The 15434-nt window shown below is 36.6% G+C and carries 16 protein-coding genes; 10 read left to right on the top strand and 6 right to left on the bottom strand.

Translation table 11 applies throughout. From position 1 onward, the window contains the following. Nucleotides 1–114: 114 nt before the first annotated feature. The gene (locus ACK4HU_RS12995) at nucleotides 115–1149 is read left to right on the top strand and encodes a Fic family protein (RefSeq protein WP_409807392.1); all 1035 of its coding nucleotides are present in this window, start codon (nucleotides 115–117) and stop codon (nucleotides 1147–1149) included. A 334-nt stretch (nucleotides 1150–1483) separates the two neighbouring features. Here the strand turns inward: ACK4HU_RS12995 and ACK4HU_RS12990 are convergent, their stop codons facing one another. Next, complete coding sequence (locus tag ACK4HU_RS12990; protein WP_409807391.1) at nucleotides 1484–1969, bottom strand: peptide deformylase; 486 nt, start codon at nucleotides 1967–1969, stop codon at nucleotides 1484–1486. 436 nt (nucleotides 1970–2405) lie between these two features. Here ACK4HU_RS12990 and ACK4HU_RS12985 point away from each other — a divergent pair, with 436 nt between their 5' ends. From ACK4HU_RS12985 to ACK4HU_RS12975, 3 genes are read left to right on the top strand one after another with little or no spacing between them, the layout of a single operon-like run. Further along, nucleotides 2406–3572: a DUF4221 family protein gene (locus ACK4HU_RS12985; RefSeq protein WP_409807389.1), complete on the top strand. Its 1167-nt coding sequence runs from the start codon at nucleotides 2406–2408 to the stop codon at nucleotides 3570–3572. Beyond that, on the top strand, nucleotides 3565–3963 hold the full coding sequence (locus tag ACK4HU_RS12980) for a hypothetical protein (protein ID WP_409807388.1): 399 nt from the start codon (nucleotides 3565–3567) through the stop codon (nucleotides 3961–3963). Before ACK4HU_RS12985 ends, ACK4HU_RS12980 begins: the two co-directional genes overlap by 8 nt. Further along, a complete protein-coding gene (locus ACK4HU_RS12975; protein ID WP_409807386.1) occupies nucleotides 3941–4978 on the top strand; it encodes a hypothetical protein in 1038 nt (345 codons plus the stop codon). Before ACK4HU_RS12980 ends, ACK4HU_RS12975 begins: the two co-directional genes overlap by 23 nt. 227 nt (nucleotides 4979–5205) lie before the next feature. Here ACK4HU_RS12975 and ACK4HU_RS12970 read toward each other — a convergent pair whose 3' ends face one another. Continuing rightward, entirely contained in the window at nucleotides 5206–5691 is a 486-nt protein-coding gene (locus tag ACK4HU_RS12970) for a peptide deformylase (RefSeq protein WP_409807384.1), read from the bottom strand. A gap of 268 nt (nucleotides 5692–5959) precedes the next feature. On the opposite strand from ACK4HU_RS12970, the gene ACK4HU_RS12965 reads away from it, so the two are divergent. Both ACK4HU_RS12965 and ACK4HU_RS12960 read left to right on the top strand, forming a co-directional pair. Further along, nucleotides 5960–6148 carry a hypothetical protein gene (locus tag ACK4HU_RS12965; protein WP_409807383.1) on the top strand — a complete coding sequence of 63 codons (189 nt, stop codon included), beginning with the start codon at nucleotides 5960–5962 and terminating at the stop codon, nucleotides 6146–6148. 81 nt (nucleotides 6149–6229) lie between these two features. Beyond that, on the top strand, nucleotides 6230–7402 hold the full coding sequence (locus ACK4HU_RS12960; RefSeq protein ID WP_409807381.1) for a 6-bladed beta-propeller: 1173 nt from the start codon (nucleotides 6230–6232) through the stop codon (nucleotides 7400–7402). 76 nt (nucleotides 7403–7478) lie between these two features. Here ACK4HU_RS12960 and ACK4HU_RS12955 read toward each other — a convergent pair whose 3' ends face one another. Beyond that, entirely contained in the window at nucleotides 7479–7964 is a 486-nt protein-coding gene (locus ACK4HU_RS12955) for a peptide deformylase (RefSeq protein WP_409807451.1), read from the bottom strand. A gap of 172 nt (nucleotides 7965–8136) precedes the next feature. On the opposite strand from ACK4HU_RS12955, the gene ACK4HU_RS12950 reads away from it, so the two are divergent. After that, complete coding sequence (locus tag ACK4HU_RS12950) at nucleotides 8137–8346, top strand: hypothetical protein (RefSeq protein WP_409807380.1); 210 nt, start codon at nucleotides 8137–8139, stop codon at nucleotides 8344–8346. 44 nt (nucleotides 8347–8390) lie between these two features. Beyond that, nucleotides 8391–9572 (top strand): 6-bladed beta-propeller, encoded by a 1182-nt coding sequence (locus ACK4HU_RS12945; RefSeq protein WP_409807379.1) that lies wholly within the window; start codon nucleotides 8391–8393, stop codon nucleotides 9570–9572. A 77-nt stretch (nucleotides 9573–9649) separates the two neighbouring features. Here ACK4HU_RS12945 and ACK4HU_RS12940 read toward each other — a convergent pair whose 3' ends face one another. After that, nucleotides 9650–10135, bottom strand: coding sequence for a peptide deformylase (locus ACK4HU_RS12940; protein WP_409807377.1), 486 nt, complete (start codon nucleotides 10133–10135; stop codon nucleotides 9650–9652). Nucleotides 10136–10745: 610 nt separating this feature from the next. Between ACK4HU_RS12940 and ACK4HU_RS12935 the strand changes: the two genes are divergently transcribed. Continuing rightward, on the top strand, nucleotides 10746–11879 hold the full coding sequence (locus tag ACK4HU_RS12935; RefSeq protein ID WP_304902234.1) for a DUF4221 family protein: 1134 nt from the start codon (nucleotides 10746–10748) through the stop codon (nucleotides 11877–11879). Between the two features lie 145 nt (nucleotides 11880–12024). Further along, the gene (locus ACK4HU_RS12930) at nucleotides 12025–13944 is read left to right on the top strand and encodes an ABC-F family ATP-binding cassette domain-containing protein (RefSeq protein ID WP_409807374.1); all 1920 of its coding nucleotides are present in this window, start codon (nucleotides 12025–12027) and stop codon (nucleotides 13942–13944) included. A gap of 297 nt (nucleotides 13945–14241) precedes the next feature. On the opposite strand, the gene ACK4HU_RS12925 is transcribed toward ACK4HU_RS12930, so the two are convergent. Both ACK4HU_RS12925 and ACK4HU_RS12920 read right to left on the bottom strand, forming a co-directional pair. Continuing rightward, nucleotides 14242–14616 (bottom strand): GxxExxY protein, encoded by a 375-nt coding sequence (locus ACK4HU_RS12925; RefSeq protein ID WP_409807373.1) that lies wholly within the window; start codon nucleotides 14614–14616, stop codon nucleotides 14242–14244. An 89-nt stretch (nucleotides 14617–14705) separates the two neighbouring features. Beyond that, the gene (locus ACK4HU_RS12920) at nucleotides 14706–15422 is read right to left on the bottom strand and encodes a DNA alkylation repair protein (RefSeq protein WP_409807371.1); all 717 of its coding nucleotides are present in this window, start codon (nucleotides 15420–15422) and stop codon (nucleotides 14706–14708) included. Between the last annotated feature and the right edge of the window lie 12 nt (nucleotides 15423–15434).

Genomic DNA, 15434 nt, shown 5'->3' with positions numbered 1-15434 from the left:
CTTCGTGATTCGGCTCAAAAAGAATTGAAAATCGATAAAATACGGCTCATTTTTGTTTTGATTTGAGCCGTATTTCTATGTAAATTGAGCCGATTCTGCGGTAAGCAATCGAGTATGAAAGAAACACAAAGAGAAATATTATCCATCATTCAGGACTCAAAAAAAGTCTCACGGCAGGAAATAAGTAATAAGGTTTCCTTTGATTCAAGTCCTGCCACCCTCAAAAGGTTAATTCAAGGCCTTTTGGATGAAGATTGGATTATTACTGAGGGAAAAGGAAAAGCAACCGTTTATCTTTCTTCTCCAAAGTTGGAAATCAATTTTCCAATTGACCTGGAACCATACTTTCAAAAAGAACAGGATGATCGGATTATCAAAAAGCAATTCGATTTTGAGGTGTTTGAGAAGTTGGCCAAAATTCAAATTTTTAATCAAGCTGAAGTTAGTACTCTGGAGGAAATCCATGAATCGTTCAAGAAAAGTGTTGCTGATTTGTCTCCGACTGAATACCAAAAAGAAATGGAGCGTTTGGCGATTGACTTGAGCTGGAAATCCTCCCAAATTGAGGGTAACACTTATTCTTTACTAGAGACGGAGATTCTCTTAAAAGAAAAGAAAACAGCTTCTGGCAAGACTAAGGATGAAGCAACTATGCTACTCAATCACAAGGAAGCGATTGACTTCTTGGTTTTGCAAAAGGACTATTCCGAGCAAGTTTCCGTCAGGGTTATAGAAGATTTGCATAGCATTTTGGTCAAAGAACTCGGAATCGGAAAAAATATCCGAAGAAGGCGAGTCGGAATTACAGGAACAAATTACCAGCCTTTGGATAATGAATTTCAGATCCGCGAGGCTTTAGAAGAAACCTGTCAGCTTATCAATTCATCTAAATCCGGATACGAAAAAGCTTTTCTTGGACTTTTATTAATCTCCTATATTCAGCCATTTGCGGATGGAAATAAGCGGACAGCTAGGATTCTCTCGAATGCAATTCTTTTGGCAAATGATTTTTGCCCTATATCCTTTAGAACGGTCGATCCACTTGACTACAAGAAGGCCATGCTTGTATTTTATGAACAGACCAACTTAAGTCCAATGAAAAAGATATTTATTGAACAAGCTGAGTTTGCTGTGAAGACTTATTTTTGATAAAGGGCTTCTATTACCTGGTGAGGGTTGTTGGTGGTTATTGAAAAGCTTCGGGAAATACAATTGAAATATACTTCGTGAGATACGTTGTGCGAAATACAATAGAAATATGCTGCTCGAAATAAAGTTGAAATACACTTCGCTGCGCTCCGTGAAATAGGGCCAAATTAAAGATTCAGAGCTTGAATCAGTTCAAAAACCCTGAAAAAATAGGCAAATACGGCTCATTTTTACTTTGATTTGAGCCGTTTTCTGCACCAATGTGAGCCGAGTGCTTACTATTTCACCCGACGAAGTCGGGTTTATTTCTAATGTATTTCAACAGTATTTCATTTTAATCTTTCCACCGAAAACTCTTCTCATCTATCGCCCGCATGGTACACAGAATCCCATCTAGATGATCATACTCATGCTGAATCAATTCTGAAATCGCACCTTCCACGGTCCAAGTCTGCTTTTCCCAGTTTTCATCCCGGTATTCCAAAGTCAGGGATTGGTGACGCTTCACATTGACCAATAGGTTTGGAAAGCTCATGCAGTCATCCCAAAGCTCGAATTTTTCATCGCTCAGATTCTTCAATTCGGGATTCAAAATGATGTATGGCCGATCCAAATTCAGGTAAAACATCCGCTTCATGATCCCCAACTGAGGAGCGGCGATTCCCCTTCCAAACCCGTAAACTAGTCGGATATCTTCCATGGCTTCATGAAGTTGTTGGGTCCATTCTGGTACAAGCTGAAGATCTGTTTTAAGTACAGGTTCGCAGACTTCATAGAGTCTTGGGTCTCCTAGTTTGAGGATATCGTGTATGGTCTTCATTTCACCTAATTAGTTAGCAATCCATACCCTACATAAGGTATTTTTCGAGGTTTTCGTATTTTTTTTGAGCAATTAGTTGGATAATAATAATAATAATAATAATATGTTCGAGACAGTTAGTCAAGTGACTTACCGCTCTTCTCAAGAGCTTATGTTTTCTTTTATTTCAAAAAAATCATGAAAAAATTAATTTTAGGGATCGGGTTACTCGCTTTGACCCTTGCAAGCACAGTGCCCGCAAGTGCCATTTGTCGAAACCCAGATGGGACTATCCATGTGGAAAATGGAATGGTATTCTCAGCAAACAATTTTGATGGATCTTGCTCGAATTGTGATTATACTTGTTCGATGCCTATTTTGTCAGGAGGATTTTAAATTTATTGGTTCTGCTAATTAAGAATGGCAGAACCTTTTTTTCTATTTATAAAATTATTAAATGAAAATCTTCAAAATAAAAATTAGTATTTATCTTTTATTTTTTGTGTTACTAGCAGCTTGTAAAGAAAGTAAAACTACTTTACTGGAGCAAATTAAACCCTTTAAGATTGGAGAGAGTAATCTAGTTCTTGACGATACTACATCCATCGATTTTATGAGAATTTCTTATGTTGAACAAGGTGAGAATGAATACCTACTTCATCAAAATGAATTCAAAAAAGTAATTCAAGTTTTTGATTTAAATACAGGTTTTGTAAACCATGAAATCCAATATCCATTTGAACAGCCATTGGGAATTAAAGTGGTACAAGGAATCACTGCTATCAGTTTAGATTCAATTTTTATTTTCATGCCCATGTCTATCAGAGGAAGCATTTTGATAAACAGACAGGGAGAAATAATCAATCGATACATGCCCTCAAAAGAAGAGAATCTGGAAAAATCATTAATCAATCATGTTTCTTTCGGTGCCATGTCTACAATGCTAGAAAAGGGAAATTTACGATTTATCCAGCTGCCATTATTTGAAGTTACAAATCCTGCAAATATTAATGAGGATTTCAAATTTGAGGTTTTGTACAATCTTGAATCTAATGAGATTTTTAAAGAATCTAGTTCTGGTTTTCCAGAGTTTTATCAAAACAAAATTTGGCCAAGTCAAGACATATCCATTGCAAGAACAATTGATAAATATGGAAGGGTCGTTTATTCTTGGCGATTTTTACATTCTCTCATAGTAGAAAAAGATGGTATTGTGGAGGAAAAACTTGCAAAAAGTGATTTTATTGATGAGGAATTTACCCCGTTTAGTATGATTCCTGATAAGGATCAGAATATGGAAAAAATAATTCAAACCGCAAAATATTATGGTGTTTACTATGATAAATATCGAGATCTATTTTATCGAACAGTACAACATTCAGGAATCTATAACAAGAATGAGATTCCTAAGGAAATGGATGGAGTAAGAAATTTTTCAGTAATTGTTTTAGACAGTGACTTCAATAAAATTAAAGAAATAACCTTTCCCGGTGGTATTTATAATATTTACAGAGCATTCGTAGGTAAGCGAGGATTTTATCTTCCTAAGAACAATGTGATGAATCCTGACTTAGTAGAAAATATACTATCCATAGATATATTTGATTTTACAGCAAATGATTAAATTCATTATATTTTTCTTTTTGATTTTGGCATCATTTACTGGCTCAAAAAGTAAACTTGAATTATATAGTCAAGAGATCGGTTTTGATGCCAGCAAAGCTACTTTACTCATAAGTTTCGAGAATTGTAGTTACTGTTTTAATGAATATCAAGAGACAGTCAAAGAAATAAACAAGAAAATATTTAATGTGGTGATCATATCATCTCAGCTCAAAAAAGCCTCACTTTTTGCAACCTTGAACCAACAATCAATATTTGTGGATAGGGAGAAGTTGGCAATCAAAATGGAATTAATCGAATCTCTACCAATTATTCTCCTTCCCAACGGTGAACGTATTGAAGTATTTTCACCAAACCAATTGTCAAGCTATGCCAAAACTTATATGCCTTAAATTATATTTGAACTATTCAGCTTTTTGCCTGCTATTGCTATCTTGTTCAAAGTCAGAAATTGAAATCAAAAAATTAAATTTAGGATTTGAAGTCTCTTTATCTCCCTATGCGACGGTTACAGACATGGAGATTGGAAATGACAATATTTTTCTGTTGACCAATAAACATGAAATTTTGATATACGATCATGAGGGGGGTTTATTATTTGACACGCTTTTCGCCTCCCCACGACTTTATCCCAATGGGGCTGTAGAGGTTTATTTGAACAACTCCTTTAACTCAATTTTCTATTTTGAAAATGCTTTATATTCACTAGGAGTAAACCCAAGTGATATGTATCGTTTTGATCTGAAGACTAAAAAGTTTTCGAAAAAACAAATTGAGCTCTCCGAAAGTGGAATGCACACTATCATGAGTACAAATTACAACGAACTAATTGTCAGTTTTAGGAATCCGCAAAAAGGCATTTTTCAAATATTTAAAATTGATTTTCCCGAAATGAAATCTAGCCTTCTTTCAGAGGTGACTCAAACTACCGGATCTAAGACCACTTTTTCTTCTTTTACTTATCAGGATGAGCTATATCTGATTGATGGAAGGGGCGAAGGCCTTTTACAATTTGAACATGACCGTTTTTCAAAGGTTCGAGGAAATTTCTTTTTAGATTCGATTTTATTCAAGGGAGAATTGAAAGGAATTCAAAATCTAACTGAGTATGCTAGTTTGGAACCCTGGGAGCAAAATCAATATCAACCTGACAGAATTTTGTCTGGACTGAAGGTTAATGAAAAGGAATTCTTTTTTCTTGTCAAAATCCTTAATCGAACAGATCCCGATACTCGAGAGTCTGAAATGATTTTATTCAAGCAAACCGGAGATGAATTATCGAGAAAAACCTTGGTTGAATTTCAATTCGCCAAACTTGATCAAGAAACCAAATCTTTTTTAGGATTCAATGAAGCAAATCGTGCCATTGTAATATCAAATCTGGATAGTTTGGTAAATTCCGACTAATGGAATTTCGGCGTTTTTTTCTCTTAATCGATCTAATTAAAATTGCCCAAATCATTAGTTGCGTATGATTCGGCTCAAAGCATCCAAAATACTTCCAAATACGGCTCAATTCCTCTCGAATATGAGCCTATTTTCTGAGAAATTCATCCGAATGTAAATCGATCCTCGTATTTCATTTCACCAGACGAAGTCGAGTTTATTTCTATGTATTTCTACTGTATTTCCTTTTAATCTTTCCACCGAAAACTCTTCTCATCTATCGGCCGCATCGTACACAGAATCCCATCAAGATGATCATATTCATGCTGAATCAATTCCGAAATCGGGCCTTCCACGGTCCAAGTCTCCTTTTTCCAGTTTTCATCCCGGTATTCCAAAGTCAGCGATTGGTGACGTTTTATATTGACTAGGAGATTTGGAAAACTCATGCAGTCATCCCACAGCTCGAATTTTTCATCGCTTAAGTTTTTCAACTCTGGGTTTAGAATGATGTAAGGCTGATCCAAATTCAAGTAAAACATCCGCTTCATGATCCCCAACTGAGGAGCGGCAATCCCCCTTCCAAACCCATAAACTTTTCGGATATCTTCCATGGCTTCATGAAGTTGTTGGGTCCATTCTGGTACAAGCTGAAGATCTGTTTCAAGTATAGGTTCGCAGACTTCGTATAGTCTTGGATCTCCGAGTTTGAGGATATCGTGTATGGTTTTCATTTCACCTAATTAGTTAGCAATTCATACCCTACATAGGGTATTTTTCGAGGTTTTCGTATTTTTTTTGAGCAATTAGTTGGATAATAATAATAATAATAATATGTTCGAGACAGTTAGTCGGGTGACTAACTGCTCTTGGCCAAGAGGTATTCCGTTATTTTCAAAAAAATAAAACTATGAAATCGAGCATGACGAGAGCGTCACACACTGGGATGATTATCCACCATGCGAGATTCCATGTGACAATTCAAAATCAAATTATAAACACATGAAAAAGTTAATTTTAAGTGGTGCTGTCTTTATGATTTCTATTGCCTGCTTCGCCATTGAGGGTTATGAAATGAAAGATGAGACTTGCTCTAATGGAAATAGTGTTAAAATGTGCCGATATGTACCAGATGCAGATTGCTCTATCATGGAGCAGACATTATGCGATGATCCTGGAGTTGGAGGCTGATCATTAATTCACTTTTACCTGACCAAACTAAGCTCTAATGAAAAAAGGGGCCATTTGGTCAGGTGTTATGCATCCGTATTTATGAAAAAAATTTTACTTGTAAGTCTCGCTGTGACATCCATGGGATGTTCAGATTTGGAAACCGAAAAACTTAAAATTTCTGTCAACTTAGAAAATTCAGAAACAGGTAAATTTTCGGATCTATTTTCCTCTATTGATTACTTGCTTCTGGACATGGGGGAAAATGAAGTTTTAGTCAGACCGTATCATATCGACTTTTCATCTGATAAAATAATCGTCGAAGATAGAGACCTTGCTAATATTCACATTTTTGACCGGACTGGTAAGCTCCAATCTTCTATAAAGTCATCTGACTCTGGGGGTCCCAATTCAATCAAGCAAACGGAATATATCCAAGTAGTAGAAGATAAAATTTATGTCAGTGATATTCCTCTAAAGAAGATTATAACCTTCAATTTATATGGAAATTTTATTGAAGAGAAAAAAGAACAAACATTTTTTGACGCATTTCATTATTTCGGAAAAGAGCGAGTATTATTTCTGGGCTTGAAAAATAACCCTAATCAAAAACTGTTTATCCGCGAAACACTTGCCGATAATGACACTTCGGCTCTCTATAAATTTCCAATAGCCTACGATTGGATGGGGATCGGTTCAAAGGATGGTTTTATGAAAGATGAGTTCAGCAAGAGTGTATTTTTCAATATTCCTTATAGCTACGAAATCGTGGAATTTAATGAGAAAGGGGAAATCTCAAATAACTTTGAATTTGACTTTGGCCGTTTTGGTTTAGGCCATAATGATAGATATCGCCAAGCAGAGGCTAGAAATCTTGATAAATATCTCGGTGAGAATGGACTCATTAATAACATCAGTTCTTTTTTCCCGATGAAGGATAGTTTTTTTATGTATTTGTATCAAAATAGCGCTGAGGGTAAACCAACTCATCATTTCTTACTTTTTGATCGTGATCTGAAGCTAAGATATCAATCCATCAATCCTAAAAATGACTTTGATGGTATGGTAATGGGTATTCCATGGACGTTTCATGACAATAAAATTTATGTGATCTTGAATTCAGTCAGTTTTTACAACAAGTACATTGAACTGTACGCAGGTCAGAAAATTTCAATTACCCCTGGAAGCATCCATGAGTTTTTTCAAAAAAATAAAGAAAAGTTAAAGGACGATCAAACTGTTTTAGTGTCTTTGACACTAAAGGATTCGCTATAGTCTTTAAAAAATATTCCACACGAAATACCTTGGCTTTAGCCATATCTCCAAAATATCTGCGCAGCTATCTTGAATTTTATCCTTTCCACCGAAAACTCTTCTCATCTATCGCCCTCATGGTACACAGAATCCCATCTAGATGATCATACTCATGCTGAATCAATTCCGAAATCGGGCCTTCCACGGTCCAAGTCTGCTTTTTCCAGTTTTCATCCCGGTATTGCAAAGTCAGCGATTGGTGACGTTTTACATTGACTAGGAGATTTGGAAAACTCATGCAGTCATCCCAAAGCCCGAATTTTTCATCGCTCAGATTCTTCAATTCGGGATTCAAAATGATGTAAGGCCGATCCAGATTCAGGTAAAACATTCGCTTCATAATCCCCAACTGAGGTGCGGCGATTCCCCTTCCAAACCCGTAAACTCGTCGGATATCTTCCATGGCTTCATGGAGTTGTTGGGTCCATTCTGGAACCTGAGAAAGATCAGTTTCAAGAACTGATTCACAGACTTCGTATAGTCTTGGGTCTCCCAGTTTGAGGATGTCGTGGATGGTTTTCATTTGACCTAATAAGTTAGCAATCCATACCCTATATAGGGTATTTTTGGGCATTTTAGTGTTTTTTTGCTCAAAAATTTGGCAAATAATAATAATAATAATATGTTCGGAACAATTAGTCGGGTGACTAATCGCTCTTGGACAAGAGGTAACCATTATTTTAAATTACAAAATCATGAAAAGGTTAATCTTAGGAGTTTCAGCATTGGGGACCATGTTCCTTTTCTTTGCTTCAACTTCAAGCGTTAAAGCTAGTGAAACCTATAGAATTGAAACTATCGATTGTGAAGGAGGAGGTTCTGTATATAGATGCAGATTTGATGGAACTGAAGCTTGTGATGTATCCGGTCAAAAATTTTGTGATGAAGTTGGAGGAATTGGATAAAAAAAGCGGCCTTAAATAGGCCGCTAACTAATTTTTATATCAAAATGTCGAAAATTAAAGTACTCACTTATATTGTATTTCTCTTTCTCTTATCTTGTAAAAACTCTTCGGAAAAACAAAATCATTTTAAGAACGCAAACATCATAATTGATCTTGATAATTCTTCAGATGGTAAATTATCCGAATTTTTCAGCCGAATAAATTATACACTAATCGATAGTGAGGAATCAAATCCTTTGGTAGAATCCTATAAAACTGTAGTGACTAAAAATTCGATTTTTATTCAAGACTTTTTCAATAGCTATGTACACCAATTTGATAGAGATGGAAATCCTCGAAATATAATCAAATCAACCGGAGAAGGTCCAAAAGAATATCAACAGCTTGATCATTTCCAAGTTGTAGACGACACACTATATATTTTGGATAGAAGTCTAAGAAAAATATTAACTTATAATTCCGAGATGCAGGTAGTCAATGAAAAACCCATACCTGTTAATGCGTCGATTTTTCATAAACATGATAATCGAATGTTGTTTTTTATGAATAATGAAAATGATAATTCAAATCATAACTTCTTACTATTCCAAGAAGATGACTTAATAGAAAAATCTATTGAAATTAGGCCTGGGTTTGAAAAATTTAAGCATGGTTCTAAAAATGGACTGAGCCCAGATTTCAATTCAGGTTATATTTTCCCTATTCCTTTTAGTCAAGATGTGGCCTTTTTTCACAAAGATTTAAGTTTTCACAAGAAAGTAACATTTGATTTCGGACGCTATTCAGTTAAGGAATCAGATTTTATTCGCCTACATAATTCCGGAAGGTCGGATTACTATGATTTTATAAAAGAAAATAACCTTGTTGAAAATATTTCCATCTTTACTAAACTTGGAAATTATTACTTTATGTCTATTTACCAAACAAATAAAAAATTGCACTTTATTTTTCTAGATAAGAATATGGAAATCATAAGTCAAGTTAATAATTTTGACAATGATATTGATTTAATGAAAATTAGAAATGTCCCATGGACTGTATTTGAAAAAAACTTGACTTTTAAAATAAATTCAATAGACTTTTATAATGACTATTTAGCGAAATTTTCTGGCAAGAATGTGACTATTGAAACAGGAAGTATCCATGAGTTTTTTCAAAAAAATCAAGGAAAATTAAAAGACGATCAAACTGTTTTAGTGTCTTTGACACTAAAGGATTCGCTATAGTCTTTAAAAAAATATTCCACACGAAATACCTTGGCTTTAGCCATATCTCCAAAATATCTGCGCAGCTATCTTGAATTTTATCCTTTCCACCGAAAACTCTTCTCATCAATCGCCCGCATGGTACACAGAATCCCGTCCAAATGATCATACTCATGCTGAATCAATTCCGAAATCGGGCCTTCCACGGTCCAAGTCTGCTTTTTCCAGTTTTCATCCCGGTATTGCAAAGTCAGCGATTGGTGACGTTTTATATTGACTAGGAGATTTGGAAAACTCATGCAATCATCCCACAGCTCGAATTTTTCAGAGCTCAAGTTTTTCAACTCTGGGTTCAAAATGATGTACGGCCGATCCAAATTCAGGTAAAACATCCGCTTCATGATCCCCAACTGAGGAGCGGCGATTCCCCTTCCAAACCCGTAAACCCGTCGGATATCTTCCATGGCTTCATGAAGTTGTTGGGTCCATTCTGGTACAAGCTGAAGATCTGTTTTAAGTACAGGTTCGCAGACTTCATAGAGTCTTGGGTCTCCTAGTTTGAGGATATCGTGTATGGTCTTCATTTCACCTAATTAGTTAGCAATCCATACCCTATATAGGGTATTTTTCGAGGTTTTCGTATTTTTTTTGAGTAATTAGTTGGATAATAATAATAATAATAATATGTTCGATACAGTTAGTTAGGTGACTAACTGCTCTTGGCCAAGAGGTATTCCGTTATTTTCAAAATTTTAAAACTATGAAAAAGTTAATTTTAGGTTTTTCTTAATTTAGCCTGATGTTTGGGGCTATATCCATCTCCAGCGCTAATGCAGCTTGCTTTGAGGCTTACTACCCGACAGCGATATGTGAGACGCAAGGGTGGGAAAATTGTGTTAATCAAACATGTCCGCCACCGCCTTGTGAGGCGGATGATTCTTGCGAACCAGAGGTTGGCGATTAATTTAAAAAAGGGGTAAAAGAATCTTACCCCTTTTCATTTAATTTTACCATTAGTTTAGTGGAACATATAAATAAGCGCTGCTAAAATTGAAAATATGCACATTTTAAGTAGAAATTTTTCTTTGATTTCCAAAGTCTTATGAAGCATAAATCACATGTGTTAAAACCTAAGCATTATGTTCTTCATTTTAATTCTTGGTAGAGCCTTTAATTATATCTAATATATTAATTATGAAAACGTTTAATTTCCTTGTTTTGATCTTCCTCCTATCTGTATCTTGTAACATTGCAGATAGAAAAAATAATTCCTTCACGCTAATCCCCAGTCAATCAATTCTTTCATTCCCTATTGACTCCACTACCTCAAATATCAGCACGGGACTTGTCAGCTTTGAAAATTATCTCATTAATGTAAATTGGAAGGTTAACTCTCTTCAGTTTTATGGAATACAGTCTCAGAAACTTGAAAAAGAAATATTTTTTCCTTACGAAGGACCACAGGGAGTAGGCGCCCTATTCGGTATTCAAGTCAAAAGCCTTGACAGTATTTTTTTATATCCTCAAATTTCTAATTTAATTACTTTGACAGATTTTAATGGCAAAATTAACAACCGAATTGAGTATAAAAATCCATATATATATACTAATGCATTTGTCCACAACACATATTTTTTAAGTCCTCCTTTGATAAGGAATAATAAATTGTTGGTCAAAACTCATATACAAGGAAACTATAAGGCAATGACTGAGGAAAAATTGAAAATTTCTAAGATGGCATATAGCATAGATTTAACTAATGGAAACATTGAGCTTGGTAAATTAAATTACCCTGAAGGATATCTGAGTAAAGGCTTAAAGCATTTTGAGCCTAGTTTGGTATTTCAGCCCGATTTCACCGTCTTTTCACTTTTTGGAGATCACCGAGTATTCAAGCAAAACCAAGATGGGACTTTAGAGATCTTTGATGGACAAAGCCAATTTTTAGATGAGTCTCTTCCTTTATTCCCGGTAGCTGGAGAGCGCCTTGACACACAAAAGTATCTTACAGCCTCCTCGCGATATGAATCGTTAGTTTATGATCCTTTCAGAGAAGTATATTATCGATTTGCCTATCCAACTTTGGCTATCAAGACGGAAGAAGACCTTAGCCTACTTCGAGAAAACCCAGGCCCTTTTGTAATTCAGGTATTTGACAATGAATTAAAAATGTTGACCGAAAGCTATTTTGAAGGTGGGATCTATTTCCCAAACAATTCTTTCATAACCAAAGAAGGTTTGTATATCTCCATCAATAATCCCGAAAACCGCAATGCCCATGAAGATTTATTCCAATTTGAGAGAATAGATTTAGCAGAGTTAGATTAATATCTAGGCTCAAACAAGAAAAAAACAAAAGCACGTCTAGAAAAAAAGTAAGATTTGAGCCGTTTAAATATGTAATCTAAGCCGGACAAGGCAAGAATATTGAATTACACATTTTTGCCTGCTTTCTTTCCCTTACTTTTGCGCCATGAATTACCTTTCAGTTGAGAATCTCAGTAAGGCTTTCGGGGAACGGAAGCTTTTTTCAAATATATCCTTCGGCATCTCCCAAGGTCAAAAAATTGCTCTCGTCGGCATCAACGGCGCAGGAAAGTCCACCCTGATGAAAATCATCATGGGTCAGGAGATCGCTGACACCGGTGAAGTAGGTAAAAATCAGTCTGTAAAAATCGCTTACGTCCATCAAAACCCGGTTTTTGAAGGTTCGCTTACTATCTACCAAACCATCTTTGACCAAAGTAACAGTGAAATCCTGAAGGTAATTGAGGACTATCACAAGGCGTTATTGGATTCAGAGCGTGGGATTGACAACTCGGATAAGATGTCTGATCTTTTTGAGAAAATGGATGCGTTTCAGGCTTGGGATTTTGAATATCAGGTGAAGGAAGTGCTCGGAAAACTCGGATTGCATGACACGGATTTACCTGTTGGCACCCTGTCAGGAGGACAGCGAAAGCGAGTGGCTTTGGCGAAAGCTATCCTCGAGAAACCTGATTTGCTTTTGCTTGACGAACCAACCAACCACTTGGATTTGGAGACGATCGAGTGGTTGGAGGATTATTTGGCAAAAGCCAACCTTTCACTTTTCATGGTGACACACGACCGTTACTTTCTGGAGAAAGTGACCAATGAAATCCTCGAACTCGATCAGGGCAAAATGCACCGATATCAAGGTAACTACGGTTACTTTTTGGACAAGAAAGCCGACCGGATGCAAAACGAAGACATCGAACTCGAAAAAGCCAAGAGCCTTTACAAAAAGGAATTGGACTGGATTCGTCGTCAACCCAAAGCCCGTGGCACCAAGGCCAAATACCGTGTGGAAGCATTTGAGGAAACCAAAGAAAAAGCCTTCAACAAGCGAGAAGAGCGGGATATTGAGCTTACAGTCTCCACACAAAGACTTGGAAATAAGATTTTGGAAATCGACAAAATTTCAAAAGCTTACGGAGAAAAGACCCTTGTCAAGGACTTTTCATACGTCTTCAGAAAGAAAGATCGAGTTGGAATCGTTGGGCCAAACGGTGCGGGAAAGACGACTTTTCTCCAAATGATCACTGGTTTGAATCAACCTGATTCAGGTAAAATCTCCGTGGGTCAAACGACGGCTTATGGCTATTACCGTCAGGAAGAAGATCGATTTGATGAGGAAAAGCGACTGATTGATGTGGTAAAAGAAGTGGCAGAAATTGTGACTTTGGACAAAGGTCAGACGATCACCGTGAGCCAGTTCTTGACTCAGTTTGGATTTCCACCAAAGCAGCAATTCACTCCAATCGCCAAAATGAGCGGTGGGGAGCGTAGACGTCTCCAGCTACTAATGGTTCTAATCAAGAATCCTAATTTCCTGATCCTCGATGAACCTACGAATGATCTGGATTTGATGACTTTAAATATCCTGGAGGAATTCTTGGATACTTTCCCCGGCTGTCTGATCATCGTGTCTCACGACAGATATTTTATGGATCGCTTGGTTGAGCATTTATTTGTGTTTGAGGGTGAAGGGGTAATTCGGGATTTCCCGGGGAATTATACTGATTTCAGGGAATGGGAGAAAGAGACTGAAAATAGTATCAAGAATCAAGACACAAGTATCAAGATTCCTCTAACCAAAAGCGAGATAAACGAGACAAGAATTGAGAAGTCCGAAAGTGCATCAAAGGTAAAAGCGAGCTATAAACAAAAGCAGGAATTCAAGGCTGTGACGGAGACCATGGCAAAACTGGAAGCTGAAAAGTCCAAATTGTCAGATGAAATATCGGCCGGAATTTCTGATGTCAATCAGTTGATGACCAAATCCAACCGCCTTCAAGCCATCGACAAAGAACTCGAAGAATTGGAATTGGCGTGGTTGGAATTGAGTGAATTGGAGGGGGTAGAGGATTGACTTCTTTCTCGCAAAGGCGCTGAAGCCGCAAAGAACAAAAAAAGCTTTGCTTCTTCCCGGCTTTGCGAGATTTTATTGAAACGATATTGGAATTGAAGAAGATAACTTTTTGATCTCTTTCGCGCTAAGGTGCTGAGGTGCTAAGAATAGAAAAAGCTTTGCGTCTTCCCGTCTTTGCGAGATTGTAAAGTGATCCGGGAGAGATCGCCCAGTGATTTCCTTCTCGCTAAGGCGCTGAGCATTAAAGAACAAAGAAGGCTTTGCGTCTTCCCGTCTTTGCGAGATTTTTTTAAGGTTTTACAGATTGTTTACAACTCTGGTAATCCCATCTTTTATTAATGCTTCATTGAAATTAATTAGTAGACCTAATTTTAGATCAGTCAGTTTTATATAAGTCAGGACTTGTTTTTTGTGGACAGGCTCTATTTTTGAGACAGATTTTATTTCAATTAAAACAGAATCTTCCACGATTAGGTCTGCTCTAAAACCTTGTTTCATTTCGATATCTTCCCAAATTATAGGAATTGGATATTGGCGTTTCACGTTGTAGCCCTGTTGACACAATTCATAATATAGAACTTCTTCATACACTGATTCAAGTAATCCGGGCCCTAATTTAACATGAATGTGAAAACAGGTATCAACAATGATTTTGGAGAGGTAATTTTCCATGATTTAAAAAATAATGGTGTTAAAAAACTGATTATGATTATCAAATAAATTTTAATCACTATTCAAATTAGAAATTCCTATCCCTTTTTTCAAACTCTTCCCTTTAAAAAATCCTGCCTCAATTCCTCCGGAAACTTCTCTATCGCATACCTCAATGCCGTTCGGGGCATGGTCTTGTAATGAGTTTTTAGGAATTGTAATTCGACTTCAAAATTACGTTTTCCAATCTCTCTCAACATCCAACCAACGGCTTTGTGCATTAGGTCATGAGGATGATTTTTGAGTTTTGCAGCCAATTTTAAAGTATCGGCAAAATTGTCTTTTTTGATCCAATACAGGCTGCTAATCATCGCAACTCGCTGCGTCCAAAGATTTCCTGAGGTGGCCAATTCATAGAAAAGGGATTTGTCTTTCTCATGATAAAAGGCTCCCAAAATCTGATAACAGGAGCTGTCCACCAAGTCCCAATTATTTATAAAATGGAGATGATCGAGGTAAAAATCGACGATTTCCTTTTGTTCTGATTCGGATTCCAATTTTTCAAAACTATAAACCAGGATCATCAAAGCGGTCAATCGAACTTCGTGAAAGGGGTAGTTGAGCAGTTCCGAAACTTCATCCAGGGATATTTCCCGGTAATATGTTTTTGCGATTTTTCGCTGCTCGGGCACAATTACTCCCAAAAACTGATCTCCTTCCCCGTAGCCACCTGGAAAAGCTTTGAAGAAACCAAGGCAGAAGGTGGCTCTTTTGGAGGATGCCGATTTTTTTAATTTTTGAAAAATTAGATTAGTAGTACCAGACATAGCCAAAAATAA

The sequence above is a fragment of the Algoriphagus sp. genome (assembly GCF_046296635.1).
In the GTDB taxonomy this organism is placed as follows: domain Bacteria; phylum Bacteroidota; class Bacteroidia; order Cytophagales; family Cyclobacteriaceae; genus Algoriphagus.
Note: the sequence above shows the minus strand (reverse complement) of the source record. Positions and strands in the feature narration are given on the sequence as shown.